General features: G+C 47.5%; 21 protein-coding genes. 11 read left to right on the plus strand and 10 right to left on the minus strand.

The features are described 5' to 3' along the window. Positions 1-22: 22 nt before the first annotated feature. The 10 genes from STSP1_RS02435 to STSP1_RS02480 form a co-directional block, all read right to left on the minus strand. Positions 23-1,423 (minus strand): V-type ATP synthase subunit B, encoded by a 1,401-nt coding sequence (locus STSP1_RS02435; RefSeq protein WP_085754831.1) that lies wholly within the window; start codon positions 1,421-1,423, stop codon positions 23-25. After that, the gene (locus tag STSP1_RS02440; RefSeq protein ID WP_085754832.1) at positions 1,416-3,197 is read right to left on the minus strand and encodes a V-type ATP synthase subunit A; all 1,782 of its coding nucleotides are present in this window, start codon (positions 3,195-3,197) and stop codon (positions 1,416-1,418) included. The genes STSP1_RS02435 and STSP1_RS02440 overlap by 8 nt, the downstream gene beginning before the upstream one ends. A gap of 54 nt (positions 3,198-3,251) precedes the next feature. Next, positions 3,252-3,572 carry a V-type ATP synthase subunit F gene (locus tag STSP1_RS02445; RefSeq protein WP_161488063.1) on the minus strand — a complete coding sequence of 107 codons (321 nt, stop codon included), beginning with the start codon at positions 3,570-3,572 and terminating at the stop codon, positions 3,252-3,254. Beyond that, positions 3,572-4,591 carry a V-type ATPase subunit gene (locus STSP1_RS02450; RefSeq protein ID WP_085754834.1) on the minus strand — a complete coding sequence of 340 codons (1,020 nt, stop codon included), beginning with the start codon at positions 4,589-4,591 and terminating at the stop codon, positions 3,572-3,574. The genes STSP1_RS02445 and STSP1_RS02450 overlap by 1 nt, the downstream gene beginning before the upstream one ends. A gap of 15 nt (positions 4,592-4,606) precedes the next feature. Next, positions 4,607-5,188 (minus strand): V-type ATP synthase subunit E, encoded by a 582-nt coding sequence (locus STSP1_RS02455; RefSeq protein ID WP_085754835.1) that lies wholly within the window; start codon positions 5,186-5,188, stop codon positions 4,607-4,609. Positions 5,189-5,206: 18 nt separating this feature from the next. Then, positions 5,207-5,734, minus strand: coding sequence for a V-type ATP synthase subunit K (locus STSP1_RS02460; RefSeq protein WP_094759208.1), 528 nt, complete (start codon positions 5,732-5,734; stop codon positions 5,207-5,209). A gap of 32 nt (positions 5,735-5,766) precedes the next feature. After that, on the minus strand, positions 5,767-7,737 hold the full coding sequence (locus STSP1_RS02465; protein WP_085754836.1) for a V-type ATP synthase subunit I: 1,971 nt from the start codon (positions 7,735-7,737) through the stop codon (positions 5,767-5,769). A 6-nt stretch (positions 7,738-7,743) separates the two neighbouring features. Beyond that, on the minus strand, positions 7,744-8,067 hold the full coding sequence (locus STSP1_RS02470) for an Hsp70 family protein (RefSeq protein ID WP_085754837.1): 324 nt from the start codon (positions 8,065-8,067) through the stop codon (positions 7,744-7,746). 39 nt (positions 8,068-8,106) lie between these two features. After that, entirely contained in the window at positions 8,107-8,781 is a 675-nt protein-coding gene (locus STSP1_RS02475; protein ID WP_085754838.1) for a cytidylate kinase-like family protein, read from the minus strand. A gap of 532 nt (positions 8,782-9,313) precedes the next feature. Further along, on the minus strand, positions 9,314-10,915 hold the full coding sequence (locus STSP1_RS02480; RefSeq protein ID WP_161491571.1) for a GLUG motif-containing protein: 1,602 nt from the start codon (positions 10,913-10,915) through the stop codon (positions 9,314-9,316). Positions 10,916-11,850: 935 nt separating this feature from the next. Between STSP1_RS02480 and STSP1_RS02485 the strand changes: the two genes are divergently transcribed. From STSP1_RS02485 to STSP1_RS12795, 11 genes are all read left to right on the plus strand, one after another. After that, positions 11,851-14,157, plus strand: a complete 2,307-nt coding sequence (locus STSP1_RS02485) for a S9 family peptidase (protein WP_085754840.1) — start codon at positions 11,851-11,853, stop codon at positions 14,155-14,157. A 122-nt stretch (positions 14,158-14,279) separates the two neighbouring features. Further along, positions 14,280-14,729: a response regulator gene (locus STSP1_RS02490; protein ID WP_161491572.1), complete on the plus strand. Its 450-nt coding sequence runs from the start codon at positions 14,280-14,282 to the stop codon at positions 14,727-14,729. 9 nt (positions 14,730-14,738) lie between these two features. Beyond that, the gene (locus STSP1_RS02495) at positions 14,739-15,290 is read left to right on the plus strand and encodes a DNA-deoxyinosine glycosylase (protein WP_085754842.1); all 552 of its coding nucleotides are present in this window, start codon (positions 14,739-14,741) and stop codon (positions 15,288-15,290) included. A gap of 242 nt (positions 15,291-15,532) precedes the next feature. After that, the gene (locus tag STSP1_RS02500; protein ID WP_085754843.1) at positions 15,533-15,955 is read left to right on the plus strand and encodes a YkgJ family cysteine cluster protein; all 423 of its coding nucleotides are present in this window, start codon (positions 15,533-15,535) and stop codon (positions 15,953-15,955) included. Then, positions 15,952-16,365: a YkgJ family cysteine cluster protein gene (locus tag STSP1_RS02505; RefSeq protein WP_085754844.1), complete on the plus strand. Its 414-nt coding sequence runs from the start codon at positions 15,952-15,954 to the stop codon at positions 16,363-16,365. Before STSP1_RS02500 ends, STSP1_RS02505 begins: the two co-directional genes overlap by 4 nt. Before the next feature lie 444 nt (positions 16,366-16,809). After that, on the plus strand, positions 16,810-17,592 hold the full coding sequence (gene atpB / locus STSP1_RS02515) for a F0F1 ATP synthase subunit A (protein WP_085754846.1): 783 nt from the start codon (positions 16,810-16,812) through the stop codon (positions 17,590-17,592). A gap of 19 nt (positions 17,593-17,611) precedes the next feature. Continuing rightward, positions 17,612-17,896, plus strand: coding sequence for an ATP synthase F0 subunit C (atpE, locus tag STSP1_RS02520; RefSeq protein WP_085754847.1), 285 nt, complete (start codon positions 17,612-17,614; stop codon positions 17,894-17,896). Between the two features lie 21 nt (positions 17,897-17,917). After that, positions 17,918-18,535 (plus strand): F0F1 ATP synthase subunit B, encoded by a 618-nt coding sequence (gene atpF, locus STSP1_RS02525; protein WP_085754848.1) that lies wholly within the window; start codon positions 17,918-17,920, stop codon positions 18,533-18,535. A 14-nt stretch (positions 18,536-18,549) separates the two neighbouring features. Continuing rightward, positions 18,550-19,119, plus strand: a complete 570-nt coding sequence (gene atpH / locus STSP1_RS02530) for an ATP synthase F1 subunit delta (RefSeq protein WP_085754849.1) — start codon at positions 18,550-18,552, stop codon at positions 19,117-19,119. A 20-nt stretch (positions 19,120-19,139) separates the two neighbouring features. Next, complete coding sequence (atpA, locus tag STSP1_RS02535) at positions 19,140-20,663, plus strand: F0F1 ATP synthase subunit alpha (RefSeq protein ID WP_085754850.1); 1,524 nt, start codon at positions 19,140-19,142, stop codon at positions 20,661-20,663. 89 nt (positions 20,664-20,752) lie between these two features. Further along, on the plus strand, positions 20,753-20,869 hold the full coding sequence (locus tag STSP1_RS12795) for a GxxExxY protein (RefSeq protein ID WP_226997521.1): 117 nt from the start codon (positions 20,753-20,755) through the stop codon (positions 20,867-20,869). Positions 20,870-20,932: the final 63 nt, after the last annotated feature.

Consider the following 20,932-nt stretch of genomic DNA (forward strand, 5'->3'; position numbering starts at 1 on the left):
GCTCTGCCGATTAAATTTAGTGTTATTCTGAATTCTGCCCTGCTGAAGACCTGAACTTAGGCATATACTTATCGATAAGCTCTTTATCAATACGCTTGAGCTCTGCATCCTCGAACATAGTCAGAAGCTCCCACCCGAGATCAAGGGTTTCATAGACAGAGCGGTTTTCGCGATAGCCCTGTTTGATGTATCTGGCCTCAAACTCATTTGCAAACTTCATATACTTCTGATCCTCTTCGCTCAAAGCTGCCTCACCGAGGATTGTAGCAAGCTCCTGAGCTTCCTTACCTCTTGCATAGGCTGCGTAAAGCTGGTTGTAAACGTCTGCGTGGTCGTCTCGCGTTTTGCCTTCGCCAATACCCTTGTCCTTCAGCCTTGAGAGGCTTGGCATTACATCCACAGGCGGTGTAACATTGTTCCTGTAAAGCGAGCGGGACATAATAATCTGCCCTTCGGTAATATAGCCTGTAAGGTCGGGAACGGGGTGAGTTTTATCGTCCTCGGGCATTGTAAGCACAGGCACCATAGTAATAGAGCCCTGATTGCCCTTAACCCTGCCGGCACGTTCGTAAATCGTTGCAAGGTCTGTATAGAGATATCCCGGGTAGCCCCTTCTTCCGGGCACCTCGAGCCTTGAAGCACTAATCTGACGAAGTGCTTCGCAGTAGTTTGTCATATCGTTTAGGATTACAAGCACCTGCATCCCCCTGTCGAAAGCGAGATACTCAGCGGCAGTCAGTGCAACACGCGGCGTGGAAATTCTTTCGATAGCCGGGTCGTTGGCGAGATTGATAAACAGTGCAGCACGCTCAATCGCTCCGGTGTCTGTTAGGTCTTTAATGAAGAACTGAGCGGCTTCAAACGTAATACCCATCGCTGCAAATACAACCGCAAACTGCTCATCATCGCCTAATACAGTAGCCTGTCTTGCAAGCTGGGCGGTGAGCTCATCGTGCGGAAGGCCGGAACCGGAGAATACCGGCAGCTTCTGGCCGCGCACAAGCGGATTGAGCCCGTCGATGGTTGAGATTCCCGTCTGAATAAACTCGTTAGGATAATCGCGGCTGTATGGATTGATCGGACTGCCGTTAATATTGAGCCTTTTTTCGGGGATTATATCAGGCCCGTCATCGGACGGTACACCGATACCTGTGAAAACCCTTCCGAGGATATCGGGTGATACGCCCAGCTCAAGGGGCTTGCCCAGAGGACGAACTTTCGATTCATCAATATCAATGCCTTCTGTGCCTTCGAAAACCTGCACTAGCACTTTCTTGCCGTCAACCTGCAGGATCTGCCCATGCCTCATAGAGCCGTCTCCAAGCTCTATATCAACAATATGGCCGTACTTTGCGTCTTCGACACCCTCGACGACCATCAGCGGGCCTGCAATACTGGATACTGTTTTATATTCTTTAAGCATTCACCTGCTCCTTCTTCAAAGAGCCAACCTGTTCATCAATTTTATTACGAATCTGAGCAAACTTATCGAGCTCATCTTCCGGCGTATATTTGCTTCTTGCAATATCTTCCTTCACTTCCGCAGCAACGATCTCATCTATATCGGCACCTGAATTGACCGCCTCAAGGGAAACGTTATGCAGGTGAAGGATGGTTTTGAGCATTTCATACTGCTTCTCAAGGGAGGTGTATGTATCAACGCTGTGGAAGGCATTTTGGTGGAGGAAGTCTTCACGGACAGTTTTAGCTGTTTCAAGTGAAACTCTGTCTGCCGAGCTGATCGCCTCAGCACCAACGAGCCTTACAATCTCAAGGAGTCCGGCTTCTTTCTCAAGCAGAGACATAAAGGTATTTATCATTTCCATCATCTCTTCTGCCACCTGCTCATCATCAAAGCTCTTGCCGAGATACTCTTTGTAAAACGAGTAGCTGGTCAGCCAGTCGATTGCCGGGAAGTGCCTCTGCTGGGCAAGGCTGGACTGCAATGACCAGAACACCTTAACCACGTGAAGAGTTGCCTGCACAACCGAATCTGAGAGGTCGCCGCCAGGAGGACTTACAGCTCCGATAATTGACAGTGCGCCTTCTCTATCCGGGCTTCCAAGACACTGAATCCGCCCTGCTCGCTCATAAAATGAAGCAATCCTTGAACCGAGATATGCGGGATAGCCCTCTTCTGCGGGCATTTCCTCAAGACGGGTTGAAATTTCTCTCATCGCCTCAGCCCAGCGGCTCGTGCTGTCTGCCATAAGGGCAACTTTATAGCCCATATCACGGAAATATTCAGCAATTGTAATTCCGGTGTAAACCGAAGCCTCTCTCGCTGCTACAGGCATATCGGAAGTGTTGGCAATCAGCACAACACGCTCCATAAGGGGCTTTCCGGATTTCGGATCTTTCAGCTCAGGGAATTCAGTGAGCACGTCTGTCATTTCGTTGCCGCGCTCGCCGCAGCCTACATAAACCACAACCTCAGCATCAATCCATTTGGCAAGCTGATGCTGCACAACGGTTTTGCCCGTACCGAACGGGCCGGGAACGCAGGCCGTACCGCCTACACCGATCGGGAAGAACGTATCAATCACCCGCTGCCCTGAAACCATCACCCTGTCCGGCGTGAGTCTCTGGCGGCTCTTTCGGGGAGAACGTACCGGGCATTCCTGCATCAGCGTTATATTTACCGTTTTGCCGGATTCGGTTTTAACCTGTGCGACAGTATCGGTAACGGTGTACTCACCGGAGCTTACGCTTTCGAGCTTGCCGCTGACACCCTGAGGCACCATAATCTTATGTTCGAGCAGGGAGCTTTCCTGAACAGTTCCTATAATATCCCCTTGAGAGACATCATCGCCTTCATTCATTGAGGCATCAAACTGCCATTTTGTTTCACGGTCGAGCCCGGGGGTGTCATTTCCCCTCTGTATGAATGCTCCTTCGGTTTCATAGAGGTCTCTCAGCGGACGCTGGATACCATCATAAATGTTCGTAATAAGCCCAGGGCCAAGCTCAACACTCAGCGGACTGCCTGTATTTACTACAGGTTCGCCCGGGCCTACCCCGACAGTATCCTCGTAAACCTGCACGTTTGCCCTGCCGGCATGCAGTTCTACGATCTCGCCTATGAGGTTGGCCTCGCCAACCCTGACAACGTCGTACATTTTTGCCCCGGTCATACCTTCAGCGGTAACCACCGGTCCGGCAACTTTGATAACTCTACCCTGTCCAAGTTCTGTCATTTCTATTTCCTAAACTGCTTTACAAAAATGCCCGCTTCCAGCAGGCGTAAGCACTTATCCATTCTTCAGTATATCGATTCCCGTTGCGAGCTTGAGCACCTTTCCGAGAGATTCCATCGCAAACCCCTCAGATTCCGAAACAAACGGAAGAACAAGCACGCAGGGCGTTGCTTCTGCATTTTTCTTTTCGAAAACCTCGTTTGCCTTATGTGCGATATCCTCGGATACCACAATCAGGCTGTAGTTTTCTGTAAGCATATTTTCCGCTGCCTGAGACACATCGTCATCCTCATGGACTGGATGGGTATCAAGCCCAAGCGCAGAAAACGGCATTACAAAATCCGAACTTCCCAGTACTGCTGCCTTACCCTGCATCAAACCCCCAATCTGTCTGAAATAAACTGCTTTGAAAGCCCGTTTTTCTTTGCGGTTATCACGATCCGCAGCCATCTGAGCTCAATAATCTTTCTGTAGTAGTAGGCAATAAGGGGCTGGAGCCCTGCGGCTATATAATCAGCCACATCGCAGCATCGCTGCAGATGACGTTCGCAAAGAGCCTCAAACCGCACAAACGAGCTGTTATTGTTGAGATAATCCACGCTGGATACAATCATCGGCTCGTAATCAGTGGAATAGAAGATCTGATCGAACACATCAAAGCTCTGGAACATTGCTCCTTTGAGCTTGTCGATATCGACAAAGCCGCCCGCTATAAACGGCGGCTCCTCTTCGCTGCCTGCAAATTTTGAACGAATAACCATCCCGATATTGGTAAGGTCGATTCGCGCTGCGGTAAGGTCTGAGAGGTAAACGAGCTTTGCGTCTTGCGCCAGCTTCTTATGCCACTGAAACTCGATTCTGTCTATGGCATAATCAATTGAACGCAGGTCTTTGGTGGCGTAATATTCGAGTACTGATTCTTCTGCGGCCTGCCTGAAATGGGATGGAAGGTCGCTGTAGTCGTCGCTTTCGAAAATACTCTCAAACTGCTCAGGCGGCACTGTGCCGGCATTGGAGTAGTCCTCGCCTATGGGTCTTTCGGCGGCAAACCGCCTCACCGCGAGCCTCAGGTTAGACATATCCGCTTCAACCTCCGGCAGAGAGGCTATCGGGCTGCCCGAGGCCATATCTTTGAAAAAGGATTTCAGCTCGTTCCTCGCATCTGCAAGGATGCTGTATATCCTCTCAATAGGCTCATCGGGCTGGAAACCGTAATCACTGCCGGCCGTGCATTCTATTGCTTCTTTATAGCTTCCAGCGGAAGCCATATCAGCAAATACATTAAGGGGCAGAAGTTTTGTCTGCATTGCCCGCACGAGACCTGCATGATAGGCGTAATCCCAATTCTCTTTGCCCGCTCTGGGCGTTTGGATTATTTCGTATATTTCCTGCATCTGCTGGATAATCCTTTATTCAGTAAAAAGCTGAGAGTGTATTTCGCCTTCAAGCTCCGACTGAGCCATTTCCACCAGCACCTCGAATGAGAGATTGATGCTCACCTGACCGCTTGAAAGAGAAACGCCTCTCTTGAAAGAAGCCTTCTCTTCTGCGAGAGTAAGCTTTAGCCCTGCATCTTTATTGATGGAATTAACAAAATCCTCATCAACGAGCTTTTCCTCGCTTCCAGGGAAAATAACTTCATCCCCGTTGACAGCGTTCTTTTTAATAAGCCCTGCATAGAGCTTTTGAAACTGCTCTTTGCTTAGGTTTTCCATCTTATCATGAACGCGATCATTAAGCTTGGAAACGATCTGCTGCTTTTTGCTCAAAATCTCCGTTCTGCTCTTCATACGTGCAGTAGCGAGTATTCTTCGCTTTTCCTCTTCGCCGGCTTTCTGCGCCAGCTCATCGGAATGCTGCTCATGGTGCTGAACAAGCTCATCGGTTTTCTGATTATAAGCGAATATTTTCTTATCGTTTTCAGCTTTGATCTCTTCGGCATTCTTCTCTGCCTCAGAGATAATTTTATTTACAACCTGTTCTGTATTCATTTGGTCTTCCTGTCGGCTTTAGCCCGCAAAAGATGCCCAGTCGATACCGTTATTCACAATCAAGAACCATGCGAGGAATCCGAAGAGAGCATACAGCTCAACAAAAATACCATACATAACACCGGCCTTAGTAGCCATTTCCGGACGTTTAGCAGCCATAAGAATACCGGCTGCACACACCTTCCCCTGGAAAATTCCACTGAACAGGCAGGAAATCCCCACGGCCAATCCACCAGCGAGTACGATCCAGCCCTGTGTCATACTCAGCTCGAAAATCTGAGCACCTTGAGTAAAGGCGTTCATATTTTTCAGAGTAAGCAGAGCTGCCACAAGCCCGTAAATCCCCTGAGAGCTCGGGAGTACTACCAGAAGCATCTGTGTACCGTATCTTTCGGGCTTGTCTGTAAGCACACCGTTACCTGCCCTGCCTGCCAAGCTGAGACCAATCGCTGAACCTGTACCTCCGAAGAATACCGCACAGGCCATTCCCAAAAACGCTAAAGCCGTTCCTGTTAGAGCTGCACCACTGTTAACCATTTCTTCCATAATTAAATTTCCTTAGTAACTATTGCTTAAACTCAATTTTTATATTCTTCGATATGAACGTATCTTGTATTTCTGCTGAACGGAGAGAACTCCATCCCTCCGCCTGAGAAAAATTTCGGGAAATATTCAACAAACTGAAGCCTGAGCGTATGGACAAACGCCCCGAGCCCGGACTGCAGGAGGTTGAAAGTATGCCCGATAACGAGTATCAGCAGAGTTGCAAGCCATCCGATAAGCGGGGTCTGGCTGGTTGTCTCTGCCATAATATTCACTGCCATCGCAACGCCTGCTGTTGCCATACCGAGGGCCATGAGCCTCAGATAGCTGAGCAGGTCGCCGAGATAGAAAATGAGCCCGAAGAGCTCAAATAAGCCGCCTGCTATACGAACCACCCAGCTGCCTTCACGGACGCTGAACAGCCCTATCACTGCAAGCAGAGCTATTGTGATCCATTTAAGAACGCTGCCCATCGCAGGGCTGATGGCTTCAGAGAAGCCGCCCATTATTATCAAGGCGTTGAGAAGGAGTATCCAGCAGAGCTTGTTTATCACTGCACTTGCCACATCTCCTTTTCGCAGATAATCCCAGCAGCCAACGCCGAGGCCGAACATAAGCTGGATGTAGCCCATTGCAAGCGAGAGATACAGGAATGTCATCGGTTCTACGAGAGGATCGAACCACGTCATACTGTCTATCGCACCGCTGAGCCAGCCTACATCATTTTTCACCGCAAAATCGTATATCAGAGTTCCAAACCAGCCGCCTGTCATCGCACCTGCAACTACCGTGCAGACAGAGCATATAGCCAGAGCTCTGAAGAATTTTTTATCGCCTTGGAATTTTTTGATAAAGAAAACGCTGGCGAGAATCATAATTATGCCGTAAGCGGCGTCTGTGAGACATAGCCCGAAAAACACAGCGAAAAACGGTGCCATAAATGCTGTTGGGTCTACGTCTTTGTATTGGGGGCTGCCGTAGAGGCCGAGAATCGCCTCGAAAGGCCTTGCCCACTTGGAATTCTCTATCGCCACAGGCACCTGTTCGCCCTCTTCCGGCTCAATTTTTGTGTAGCCGGTGCTTTCAAACTTCTCGAGCATTGCATCAAGGCAATGAAGCTGATTTGTCTTTATCCATCCCTCAAAAAAGCTTACAGAATCAGACCCGGGAGCATCTGAGCGTGCATACATAGCATCGGCCTTGTTTCTAAGATAGTCGTGAAGGATCTGGAAATCTGTATTTTTATCTGCTAGGTCTTCGGCTTTTCTCCGCTCCGCCTTAATGCGGTCTGAGATCGTGCTTCTCTTCTGTTCAATATACTCAAGATTCTCGGCTATCGTTCCTCGATAGTCAGTGTGAACGAATGCCTCAAACTCCGAAGCTCTGAGGATTTTCTGCACGTCTGCCGCCTGCGATTTATCCGCTGCTGCAGCAAACCTGACGCACTTTTTATCACTGCATACAACATCCAAAACAACGTCGTATTCTTCAAGCTGTTTCTGTACAGTCCCGAAATTGCGGGGAGGAAGAGTGCCGATGAAAAATTTTACATTTTCAAATTTCTCAAGCTCATCAAGAGGGATATCAATATCCTTCCATTTCACCAGATCATCGTATTTGAGCTTGAGCTCGTAATCTTCTGCCCTGAGCTTGTCTATCTGTTTTCTCGCTGAATTAACCTTTTCTGCTGCCTCTTCAAGCTCGCTGTTCTCAGCTACTTCGCGATACTGCTTTCTGGATACAGGCACTTTCGGCTGCATCAGAGATGTGGGGGTTTCGCTGAACTCCTCAAGGAAACTAATATCTTTCTGAAGCTCGCTTATCTTCTCCTCAAGCTTTCTCGGCTTTTCGGCTCTGCAGGCAAGCTGGTCGTAATTTCTGCATACAGCAGAATCCTTGCTTGAGAGCAGATGAAGGAGCCCTGTTTCCTGAAGCTCTGCGAGGAGTTTGTCTGCCTCACTCTTGTGCGAGGCAATCAAAATTTTTGTCATATCTACAACGGCCATAAGCCTCTACTCCTGCTTATCCGCCATTGAGAGAACTCTATTTACAATCATATCGGAAGCAGCCTCCACGCTCGACTGACTCACATTCTCCAGCTCACTGCATTGAGACTTGGAGTTTTTTTCTATGGCATCCGCCTCAACGTAACCTTCGCTGCGAGCATCTTTTACAGCCTTATCAATCTTCTGCTTCCTTGAAGACTCTGCATCACTGAGTTTTTTCTTACGCTCAGATTCAGCCTTCTTCATTTCGGCCTCAGCATCGGCTCTTGCCTTTGATTCAATCTCTTCAGCCTTCTTTTCAGCATCCTTGATTTTCTTTATGAGCTCCATTGTCTATATCCTCACATTAAAAGCTTATCAGAAAGCTCATTATATTTTAATCATCCCGCAAAGCTTCATGGCGTAAAATATCTGTTCTGATATCTGCTCTGCTGTAAACCTGCTGTTATCGAACAGCAGATGAAAAGCAGGCCGCCTTGGGCACATCGCCTCGTAAGCCCTGTGCAGATGTATTCTAGACTTTTCCAGTTCATCAAGCCTTTTTTCAGCTTCTTTATCGCTCAGTCCTTCCTGATTGCGGACTCTTAAAACCCGCCACTGCCTCGGGGCCTCCACGCGTACGTTCAGTCCACCGGCCATATCGCCTGTAGCGGCAGCTCCGCCCTGCCCGACGATCACTGCATTCCCCTTTCCGGCAATATCTCTCACCATAAAGGCAACACGCTTGCGAATCTCGTATCCGTCCGGGATATTTGTCTGTTTGAGATTGCTCAAAAATTCATTTACTATCCCGGGCTTTGCCAGTCTCTGTTTTTCGATTGTCTCAAAATCCACGCCTGCTTCCTTGGCAAGCCTTTGAAGAAGGTCTTTGTGGTATATTTTCCAATTAACCGAGCACCTCTGCTCAATTAAATCAACCACCTTTTCTGCAAGGTCAATTCCGCAGCAGCCGTATTCCCGCGAGATTGTCAGAAAGTGGCCTTCTTCAGCATTCGCATTCTTCGAACGCTGCTGGGCATAGTATTTTTTAAAACCCGAACGCATAGCTGTTCTCCGCAAGTATAACAGCGAACAAACAAGCAATCGGCTTTTTGTTACTTTTAGTAACCCTTTTCGCACCGCCCCGCTGTTTGTTCGATTAAATTTATGGAATCATTTTTAAGTGATCCCATAATTCCGGCATTGTAATTGTAAGGCAATCTGAGTCTTCTGTCAAAAACAAACTTTCAAGCAAAACATTTCAGCCGCTAAGCAGAACTGAGATATTTCAGCCACTGAGAAGCTCTAAGATTCACTAAGGTTTTTTAATGCGAAATTTTCAACCGCTAATCCCCGCTAATTTTTCACTAATGATTTAAGATAAGTTTTTTTGATGGAGAAAGCCAATTTAAAATTAATATGAAATCTTTATCTCATCCTGTAAATCTTGTTAATCCTGTCTAATTTATCACATCCTCTCCGCTGTCTCCGCTTCCTCTCCGCCTTCGGCGGACAGGCTCGGTATAACTCTCTTTTAAATCAGAGATTAGTCCGCCTGCGGCGGAGAAGGAGAGGCTCTCTGCCCAGCCAAATCCCCTCACTCCGCAATAAGCCAGTTCTCCGAGAATACCGCAAAATCGAGAATATCAACAATGCCGTCTTCGTTCATATCGGCAGGATTGCTCCCCGTGGTGCTGCCTGCATTGCCGGCGAGCTTGGGGTATCCGTTTTCCTGCATAACCCAGATATCCTCATCGCCGTTTGCGCTCTCGCCTGCAAAATCCCAGCCGGCATCGAGGAACGTGTTTATATCCTGCATTTGAGCGGTGGTTTTGCCTCGAACGCCCGGAAATTCCTCCATATTGAGCAAAATCCAGTAGATATCGTCGGTGCCGTCTAATCCGTTGATTTTGCCATACCCGATATCCATCATTGATGTTTCAATATCCCAGAAACACTCCGATTCTGTGCTGTATATCTTTCTACCACAAAATCCACCATGGGAATTATTGCCAGCCCCTACCCAAGAGGTAGAGTAGCAGTGTTTGATTGTTCCCGAGTTTTCGCCGCAGAAACCGCCGAGATAATCAGCATCATCGCCGCCTGAAACAGAGCCAGTAGCATAGCAGTTTTCGATTGTAGCATCTCTGTTATATCCGCACAAACCGCCGAGATAACCATCTCCGGAAACGGAGCCTGTCGCATAGCAGTTTGTAATTTTGCCTCCTTCAATCTTTCCGCACAGGCCGCCGAGATAATAAGAATCATTGCCGCCTGAAACAGAGCCCGTGGAATAACAGTTCTGGATTGTGCCTCCTAGATTTATTCCGCACAGGCCGCCAAGACGATATGAATTATTGTTCCCTGAAACATCGCTGGTGGCATAGCAGTTCGTGATTGTTCCGTGATCATTATATCCGCACAGGCCGCCGAGATAATCATCTCCGGAAACGGAGCCGGTCGCATAGCAGTTCTCGATTGTGCCGCCATCATTATCTCCGCACAGGCCGCCGAGATAATCATCTCCGGAAACGGAGCCGGTCGCATAGCAGTTCTCGATTGTGCCGCCATCATTATCTCCGCACAGGCCGCCGAGACGTTCATCTCCCGAAACAGAGCCTTCCGCAAAGCAGTTTGTGATTGTGCCGCCATTATATCCGCACAGGCCGCCGACACGTTTATCTCCCGAAACAGAGCCGGTCGCATAGCAGTTCTCGATTGTGCCTTCTTCATTATATCCGCACAGGCCTCCGAGACCTCCTGAATCATTGCCGCCAATAATCTGGACATTTTCAACTCCAAGATTGCGAACATCGCCGCCATCTATTTTTCCCAAAAGGGAGAGATATCCGATATTGTCATCTGTTAAATCTGATGTGTCAACGGTGAGATTCAAAATCTTATAGCCAGCCCCGTCAAATGAGCCGGAAAAGGGAGTGCCAGTAAATATAGGTTCATATGAACCATTGTCGCTGTAATCAGTATCAGGAGCGATAACAGCGCTGTCGTATGTTCTGCCGGAGAGGTCGATGTCATTCGTCAGGACGTAATGGGCTGAGAGGTCGTCGTTCACCGCTTCAAGGTGGTCGGGGGTGGAAATCTGGTAGGGATTGCTTGCACTGCCGTCGCCGCCTGAGAAGGCGAAAGCAAAGCTTGCTGCAAACATCGCTGCGAGAATGGGAAGCCTAAAAGTATTCATTTTTCTCCTCATAAATATTATTGAAATTTCATTTGCCAACCGTATTGTGTTTATATAAATCTAAAATAGCGGATAAGAGGTTTGATTCAAGGGTAAAAATAAAATTTTCGCCGATTTTTTTATTTTTTTTGACAGGATTTACAGGATTCACAGGATAAATATTTAATAAGGAAAAGGCAGAGAGGGGTTTTTAGCCACTAATCCCCGCTAATTTTTCGCTAATGATTTGGAGGAGACGGAGTTTTATTTTTTAGACAGGATTTACAGCCCCGAACCGCTTTGGCTGCGGGGCAAGGATCTACAGGATTATTGAATATGAGAGGCAGCCACTAATCTGCGCTGAGATATTTCAGCCACTGAGCAACTCTAAGATTCACTAAGGTTTTTTTAATGCGAGATTTATTAGCCACTGATCCCCACTAATTTTTCGCTAATGATTTGGAGGAGACGAAGTTTTATTTTTTTAGACAGGATTTACAGGATCTACAGGATTATTGAATATGAGAAAGATTTTAAGCCGCTAATCGGCACTAATTTCTCGCTAATGATTTTGCCAGGAGCTGCTTGCCACGAGCCACAGGCCACTATCTTTATCTCATCCTGTAAATCTTGTTAATCCTGTCTAATTTCTTGCCTCCCTCCGATTGCTCCGATTTCTCTCCGCCTTCGGCGGAGAGCTATCGGAGGAAACGGAGAGATATATTTTTCAGCCACTAAGAACACGCGGATAGATTCGGCTTTAAAAAGCTTTGCCAATATTGTCGCACACGTTTTTTGTATAATAAAATGGCAGCTGTCCTATTAAATTCAAACAACTCAGCAATCACACTTCTTTACTTTTCGCTGAATAGCTGTAGAATTCGCCTTTCTATATCACAATAAAGCATTTAGTTTCTGTTTACCGCAATTTACAACACTCTTTTAAGGTATCTTTTATGAGAATAATTTTTAATTTCCTGCTTTTGCTGACGGCTGTCTGCATCGCAGGCGATGTTCTTGAAATGTACAAAAAGGCGGATGAAAGCATTACTAAACGCAACAGAGGGCTTTCTTTCACAGATTCGGTGAATCCTAACTGGATACGCGGGACAAGTAATTTCTGGTATAAAAGGAATCTGCCTGATGGAAATGAATATATCTTGGTGCGTCCTGATAAGGAGCTCCGAAAGAAGGCCTTCAACCATAAAGACCTCGCTGAGAAGCTCAGCAAAGAAACAGGCAAGGAATATTCACCTCTCAAACTTCCCTTCAACCAGATTTCGCTTTCCAAGGACTTCAAGCAGATAAGCTTCAGGGCTGAGGGCGAAAAGTTCGCCTACAACCTTGAGACTTCCGTTCTGAAAAAGGTTGAGAGCGAAGATAACAAGGCGGAACAGAAACAGAAGAATACAAAGAAGAAACACCGCAAATCGGCAGGAAAGGTTTCTCCAAACGGCAAGTGGCGGGCGTTCAGGAGGAATCACAATCTCTGGTTCGAAAATATGGAAACGGGGGAAAAATTCGCCGCCAGCGAAGATGGAAAGCTTCTCAATGCATACGCCTCAAGCGTTCCTGCTCCTCAAAAAATCACGGATGAAGATTTTCTAAGAGGCGGGGAAGCAATAAAAACAAATTTTACCGGCAGCTGGAGCCCCGATTCCAAATATTTCGCCTGCTACAGGGTAAATCTTGAAGACTGCGGCTGGCTGCACATAGTTAAGAATGCCCCTAAGGATTCAGCGAGGCCTGAGCTCTATTCGTTTGTGTATCCGATGGGAGCGGATGAAAACGTTCCGGAATGCAGCCCTTATGTATTCTGCCCCTCCGAAAAAACAGCGAAAAAATGCAGCGTTAAACCTGTTTACAGGCTCTACTACGGCGGCGCAGCGGGGATAAACTGGGACAGGAATTCAGAAACTTTCACCTATCTCTGGAGGGCAAGAGGCTATAAAGAGGCAAGGTACATTGAGGTAAATGCAGAAACCGCTGAGCCCCGAATAATCATCTCTGAGAAGACAGATACCACCCTGCCGCCGATGTACCGGCAGGTTTACAAGCTCAAAACTAAAGCGGAAATCCTTTGGACAAGCGAGCAGAACGGCTGGAATCAGCTTTACAGCGTAAGCAGAAACTCCGGCGAGGTTACCCTTCTCACCCCTGCCCCTTTTTTCACGAAGAAAATCTACTTCGTGAATGAAAAGGAGCGTTTTGCAGTAGTAGGGGCAGCGGCGCACGAAGAGGGCGATCCGTATTACAGGTACATATACAAAGTGGACCTGGACGGGAAGGGAATGAAGCAGCTGACGCCCAAGCCGGGAAATCATAAGGTGAAGTTCGGGCCTCAGCACAAATTTTTCATTGATTCATCAAGCACTGTGCAAAATCCTCCAGAAATCTGCCTGCGGAATATGGACGGAGAAAAAGTCTTGGGGCTCGAAAAGGCAGATACCAGCAAGCTGCTTGAAACCGGCTGGGAGCCTCCAATCAAATTCAAGACAAAAGCGGCAAACGGGGAAACTGATATCTACGGAAATCTCTTTCTGCCCAAAGATAAAGACCCCAAGAAGGCCTATCCGGTGCTGGAGCACGTTTATACCGGGCCGCACAGCTACTATACAAGGAAACATTTCCGCCCATGGTGCTGGGAAGAGGTTTACACGAAGCTGGGTTTTGCTGTGATTCGGGTTGACCCGCGCGGAACAGGCTGCAGGAGCAAAAAATTCCACGACTACTCTTACAAGAATCTGGGCGGGAGCGGCATTGACGACCGTATAGCCGCAATAAAGCATATGGCGGAAAAATACCCCTGCATTGATGCCTCGAAGGTGGGGTGTTTCGGCGGGAGCGCCGGCGGGTACGATGCGGCAAGATCCCTTCTTATCAGGCCGAAATTTTACTCCGCCGCAGTAGCGGTATCCGGAAATCACGACCACCGCAACGACAAAGCCTGGTGGACAGAGGCATGGATGGGCTATCCGGATGAAGGGCATTACAAGGCACAGTCCAACGTAACAGCAGCGGAAAATCTTGAAGGCGATTTGCTGCTGATTCACGGGGATATGGATAAAAACGTGCATATAAGCGCAAGCTTACAACTCGCTGAGGCTCTGATTAAAGCGAATAAAGACTTCGACCTCATAGCGGCAGTTAATTCCGGCCACGGCTGCCCTGAACTGTATTATGAACGCCGGAGATGGGATTACTTCACCGAGCATCTAAGAGGTGTTCAGCCGCCGAAAGAGTACAAAATCGGCGGAAAATAAGCCTGAAAAGCACATTTCACAAAAACAAACGTACTTCAGTTAGTAATTCTACTTGCCCTCATGCGAGATTTAGCGAAAATAGGGACTTTAGAAAAAGCAATGGTAACATTTGGAGAAGTGAAATGGCAGAAGCCGGAAAAATTAATACAACAATCCTGCTTGTAGAAGACAATCCGGGCGATCAGAAGCTTTTCAGCAAGTCTTTGCAGATGAAGGAGATTGATTCGCAGGTTGTAACAGCAGATACCGGCGAGGAGGCTGTGGAGTATTTCAAAGCAGCAAATGAAGACAAAAATTTCATCCGGCCGGATCTTATCATCCTCGATTTGAATATGCCCGGTATGGGTGGGAAGGCCTTCTTGAAGCATTTCAAAAATATGGAGGAATTTAATGATATTCCGGTAGTTGTGCTCACCACTTCCGACTCGGATATAGATATAGTTGAGAGCTATAAGCTTCAGGCCGCCGGATACATTAAAAAACCGGTTTCGCTGAAGGGATTTCTGGAAGTGATCTCAACGCTCGAGAAGTACTGGATAGGAACGTGCAAACTGCCCGGCAGGGATTCATAAGTTAGGCAGATGGATTGCAAATCAAGCAGCACAAAGCAAAGAATCGCTGAATACACCCTTCGAAGCTTTCCGTTCTCGGCAGACGCCCGCAGCCGAGTTCTTATTCTCGGGTCTATGCCTGGAGGCGAATCGCTCAGGCAGCAGCAGTATTATGCCCACCCGCAAAACCTGTTTTGGCACTTTATGGGTGAGTTTTTTGGTGCTGGCAGGGAGCTTTCATACCAAGACAGGCTTGAAAAGCTCAAAAGCAGCGGCGTGGCTTTGTGGGATGCTGCCCGGAGCTGCTTACGGGAAGGCAGCCTCGATAACAATATCAAAAATGCACAGCCGAATGATTTTGACTGCCTTCTGAGAGCTGCTCCGAATATCCATAGCATCTTTTTTAACGGCCGGAAAGCAGCAGAACTTTTCAGGAAACTCGCAGCCTGCAAATTCCCTCAAACCCAAAGAATTGAGCAAATCACCCTGCCCTCAACAAGCCCCGCAAACGCATCAATACCATACGAAAAAAAACTCGCCGCTTGGCGAACGGTTTTGGAGGCTACGAAGAGAGGCAGATAAATCTAATCCGCATATTACACGGAGATATTTTGGCAAGTGGCGAGAAGATTTCCCGCTTACTGCATGCGGCGGGATGGCTCCGTAAAAAACGATAAAATCCTGTGTAATCTGCGTCATCTGGAGATTATCTCAAGCTCGGGGTTACAAGAATTGAAAATCGGGATTTAATGTGGTATAATCTTTCAGGCGGTCGGGTCAAATTATACAGTAATGCGTCGGTAAGCCGGCGGGGAGCATAAGAAATGAGCAATTATCCTTGGTATGCGGCGGGTCTGCACTTTGAATGCATGCAATGCAGAAACTGCTGCTCGGGGCCGGGTGAAGGTTACGTATGGGTAAGCGAAGAGGAGCTTGCCAAAATAGCTGAGAAGCTTGGCAAAAGCTTTGATAAGGTTAAGAAATTCCATTCCCGCAAGGCACAGGGAGGTATGAGCCTTCTGGAAGACGAGCTCACAAAAGACTGTGAATTTCTCACCAAAAACGGCTGCAGTATATACAGCGTTCGCCCGCTTCAATGCCGGACATGGCCATTCTGGGACTGCAATCTCGAGAGCCCTGAGACATGGAATCTCGCGGCAAAAAGGTGCCCGGGAATCAACCGCGGGCGTCTTTACACCTTCGAAGAGATTGAAAGCATACGAAACAACGAGGGGATTGCTGTATGACAGATAAGCGTAAGGTATTAGAGGAGGTTGTAAAGGTGTACGCCTCGATCGAACGGAGGCTCTCCAGCGAAAATATCCCGCCCTGCAGGCAATGCGGGAGCTGCTGCAATTTCGCAAGATTCGGACACAGGCTGTATGTTTCTACGCCTGAGATCATGTATTTCAGGCATTATGTGCCGGCTAAGACTGAACTAGTAAACGGAAAATGCCCGTACCTTAAAGACAGCAAATGCAGCGTACATAAGTACCGTTTTGCAGGATGCCGTGTCTTCAACTGTATGATGAGCGAAGAGCTTCAGTCTGAGATAAGCGAGTTTGCAGTTAAGAGATTTCGAGAAATCTGCGATAAACACGGGCTTGATTATCAATATATAGACCTTGAGCAGGCATTGCAGTCTGATATACATTAGAAAAAGGATTTTCCTTAATATTGAACAGCTTACCAAACATCTTATCCCCGCTTAATCTTGTCAAATTAGCATTGATTGCAGCTTTGCTTGCTGTATTCTACCGCGTCAGCGAGCAGTTTAAGGGCGGGACAGAAACTGAATACCTCTACGCCCTTGGGCTTGTTTCAGGGTGCATTATTATATCGCAGATTCCCATCTGGATAGCAAGACCGAAGAAAACAGGTTTCTTTCTCACGCTTTTTCTCATCGGATTTTTCATTCGCCTCTTGCTAATATTGGGCGGTGCGGTTATACTTTCGCTTTTTGTAATCGAACATAAACTTTACTTTATCTTCTGGGTAGGATTGCTGTATATAATGTTTTTGGCGTTCGAGACATTTAAGTGCGTAAAGCGTATCAGGCGGCTAAATTTTGCCCCTGAAAACCCATTTGAAAAGGAAGAAAATGAAATTTGCATTAGCGACAATGAATCCCCTCGAAGAGGTGCTCTCTAAGAAGCTCTTCAGCTTCGGCGGGTTCGTTTTCACTAATCATATGGTTATGGTGGCGCTAGCTGCCTCTGTTTTGCTTATTGTTCTGCCGCTGAGCTGCCGGAAAGTGCGGCTGGTAAGGCATGGATTCGGCAACGCAATCGAAACAATCTGCGTATTCTTCCGCAATGAAGTTGTAAGGCCTTTTCTCAAGGAGCAGACAGACAAATACGTACCTGTTATATGGACACTGTTTTTCTTTATTCTCTCGATGAATCTTCTGGGGATGATACCTCTTGATAAGATTATATATATATTTACAGGCGAGAAGAACCACATAGTCGGTGCTGCTACCGGCAATATATTCGTTACAGGTGCTCTTGCACTTTTCTCTTTCATATTTTTCCATGCAGCGGGAATCCTCGAAAACGGCGTTGGCAACTACATTCGCAATTTCTGCCCTAAAGTGCCCGGGCCTATATATCCGCTTATATTCCTGCTTGAGGTGCTGAGTTCATTCATCAGGATGTTTTCGCTTGCTGTGAGGCTTTTTGCGAACCTCTTTGCAGGACATATGATGCTCGCTGTAATACTCGGATTCATCTTCTTTTTCAAGAATATACTCGCGGCAACAGTTTCAATCTCTTTCGCAGCTTTGATAAGTATGCTGGAGCTGTTCGTTGCGTTCTTGCAGGCGTACATATTCGCTTTTCTTACTACTATTTACATTGGAATGGCAATCCATCAGGACCACTAATATTGAAAGGAACTAAGTGATGACAAAACTACTTACAGTTTTGCCGGCAATACTCTCCACAGTCAACATTGATATTGACGATAAGGGTATTGTAATGCTTGGCGGCCTTCTGGGCTGCGGGCTTATAGTAATCGGCGCAGGGCTCGGCATTGGGAATCTTGCCGGCAGGGCTACCGAAGCTATTGCAAGACAGCCGGAAGCCGGAGGCAGAATCTTCACGTGTATGCTCATTGCAGCATCACTGATTGAAGGCGTTACTCTTATCGGGCTTATTATCTGCCTGCTTCCTCTTTTCTTTATGTAAGATTAAAAAGGGGCTGCAAAATTGGCTTTATTCGAAAAAATCAGATACCTGCTTCTCTGTTTTTCCGTGAATGCTGTACTGCTGGCTTCTGAGACAGCAGCTGGCGGGGCAGAAGGCGAATCCGAGAAGGTTAATATCTTCAGCGGATACCTCAGCGAATCCATCTGGACGCTTGTATGGTTCGCTGTGCTGGTATTTATGCTCGGGAAATTTGTATGGAAGCCTATGCTCGCAGGGCTGAAGGCCCGTGAAGACCATATCAGCGGCGAGATAAACAGCGCCGAAGAGATGAAAAAAGAGGCCGGCCAGAAGCTTGAGCAGTATCAAAGCAAACTTGAAAACGCAGAGAAAGATGGCAAAAAGGCCGCTCAGAAACATATTAGCGAGGCTGAAAAGAAAAGTCAGGAGATCCTTTCCAAGGCTATGTCTGAAGCGGACGAGATCAAGGCAAGGGCAAGAGAAGATGCCAAAAAAGCTGCGGAATCTGCAAAGGGTTCGTTTGTGGATGAGGCCGGCACGATTGTCTGCTCGCTTGGAAGCAGGATTATCGGAAGAGTGATTACGCCGGAAGACAATAAGCAGCTTATTGATCAGGCCGTGGATGAATTTAAGAAGTCTTATATCTCCGGAAACAGCTGAAACGGCGGTCTTGTATGAAGGATTTTTCAGCAACAGCAGAGATTTACGCCAAGCCTTTCTTTGAAATAGCAGAGGAAAACGGCAAAATCCAGCTGCTTTTCAGCGAGCTTGAGGTTTGCGCAGACAGTTTTTCGCGGCAGAAAGACGTGCTAAGCTTTTTCGACAGCCCTTTCGTTCAAACCAGCGAGAAGATAAAAGCTGCCGAAAGCGCGTTGGCGGGGAAGGCAGATAATTTCACAACTGGTCTTATAGTAAGCCTTGCCAGAAGAGGGCGAATCGGCCTTTTACCGGAAATTATAAAGGCATTCGAGGTGCTGGAGGCGAAGAGCAGAGGCGTTGAATTCGTTAAGCTCACTCTCGCCTCAGAGCCGAGCGAAGATATCAGAGAGCATATTGAAAAAAGGCTCAAAGAGGCAATAGGTAAAGAAACGAGATTCGAATACCAGTTCGACCCGGATCTGATAGGCGGGGTTGTGATAGAGCACAACGGGAAAGTTGTGGACAACTCAGTTCGAAATAATTTAAACAAGGCCGTAAACAAGATTACCGGCAGCATTCGCAGCCGAAAGCTAAAGTCGGGTTAATCAGTAATGCAGGAAGTAATATGAAACTTGACGTTCAGGAAATAAGTTCGCTGATCAAAAAAGAGATCAGCCAGTACAATAAAGAGATCGATGTTTCTACTGTCGGAAGAGTAACTGAAGTGGGCGACGGTATTGCTCACGTTTACGGGCTCGAGAATGCGATGGCAGGAGAAATCCTTGAGTTTGAGGGCGGCGTCCCGGGCGAGGTTTTCAACCTGAACGAGAACAGCATCGGAGCAGTGATCTACGGCGACTACAGCAAGATAAGCGAAGGAAGCGCCGTAAAAGCGACAGGACGGGTGCTTACAGTGCCTACAGGGCAGAAACTGCTCGGACGCGTAGTAGATCCGCTATGCAAGCCGCTGGACGGCAAGGGTGAGATTGAATCTGAAAGTATGCGGCTTGTGGACTCTTCTGCTCCCGGGATTGCAGACAGGCAGCCGGTTAATCAGCCGCTGATGACAGGCCTTAAGAGCGTGGATGCGATGATCCCGATTGGACGAGGACAGAGAGAGCTGATTATCGGAGACAGAAAAACCGGCAAAACAGCAATAGCTCTGGATGCGATAGTTAATCAGAAAGGCGGGGATGTTGTCTGCGTTTACGTGGCAATCGGTCAGAAGGAATCCACAGTTGCAGAAGTAGTTGATATGCTCGAAAGACAAGGCGCTATGGAGCATACAGTGGTTGTTGCGGCGAACGCCTCAGACAGCGCACCGCTTCAGTATATCGCTCCTTACACCGGCTGCGCAATAGCGGAGCATTTTATGTATAAGAGCGGCAGAGACACCCTCTGCGTTTACGACGATCTATCAAAGCACGCCGTGGCATATCGTGAGATGAGTCTTCTTTTGAGAAGGCCGCCGGGAAGAGAGGCCTTTCCGGGGGATATCTTCTATCTGCACAGCAGGCTGCTTGAAAGAGGGGTTAAGCTCAGCGACAAACTCGGAGGCGGCTCGCTTACCGCCCTGCCGATTGTGGAAACTCTCGAAGGACAGGTTTCAGCCTATATCCCAACGAATATAATCTCCATCACAGACGGCCAGATATACCTTCAGAGAGATCTTTTCCTCTCGGGCGTGCGCCCCGCTGTTGATGTGGGGATAAGCGTTTCGAGGGTTGGAGGAGATGCTCAGGTTCCGGCGATGAAGAAGGTGGCCGGAAGGCTCAGGCTCGATCTTGCCTCGTTCCGAGAATTGGAAGACTTCGCCCGCCTTGGCACCGAGCTTGATGATGCCTCGCAGGCTCAGCTCGACAGAGGCTACAGGATGGTGGAGCTGCTCAAGCAGCCGCAGTTCTCTCCGATGAGCTGCGCTGATCAGGTGATTTCAATTTTCGCAGGCTCGAAAGGAGCTCTCGATGATATTGAGGCTAACAGGGTATCCGATTTTCTAACCGAGCTTCTCGCCTGGATGCGTCTTGAAGCGAATGAGTATGTAAAGGAAATTGAAGACACCGGAAAGATCTCCGATGAGCTCGCTGAAGGACTAATGAGCGTTATAGAGATGTACAAAAATGTTTACCGCTTCTCCTTCGGCGGATAACGTTTTAATGATATATAACCCACAGATTACACAAATGACACAGATTTTTTAAATAAGATTTTGACTGAATTCAAGGCTCTTCAAAAAATATAACAGAATTAGAAGAAGCCCAAATAATAAATTACTTTAAGGCTGCTAAAATAAAATTAGGATTAATCTTGAATTTTGGTTCATCAAGTCTTCAGAGTAAAAGATTGATATATTAATAGGATAAATTAGATTCACAGATAACAGCAGAATAAGGAAAATATAATCCGTGAAATCTGTGT

This window comes from Sedimentisphaera salicampi (assembly GCF_002117005.1).
Classification (GTDB): Bacteria; Planctomycetota; Phycisphaerae; order Sedimentisphaerales; family Sedimentisphaeraceae; genus Sedimentisphaera; species Sedimentisphaera salicampi.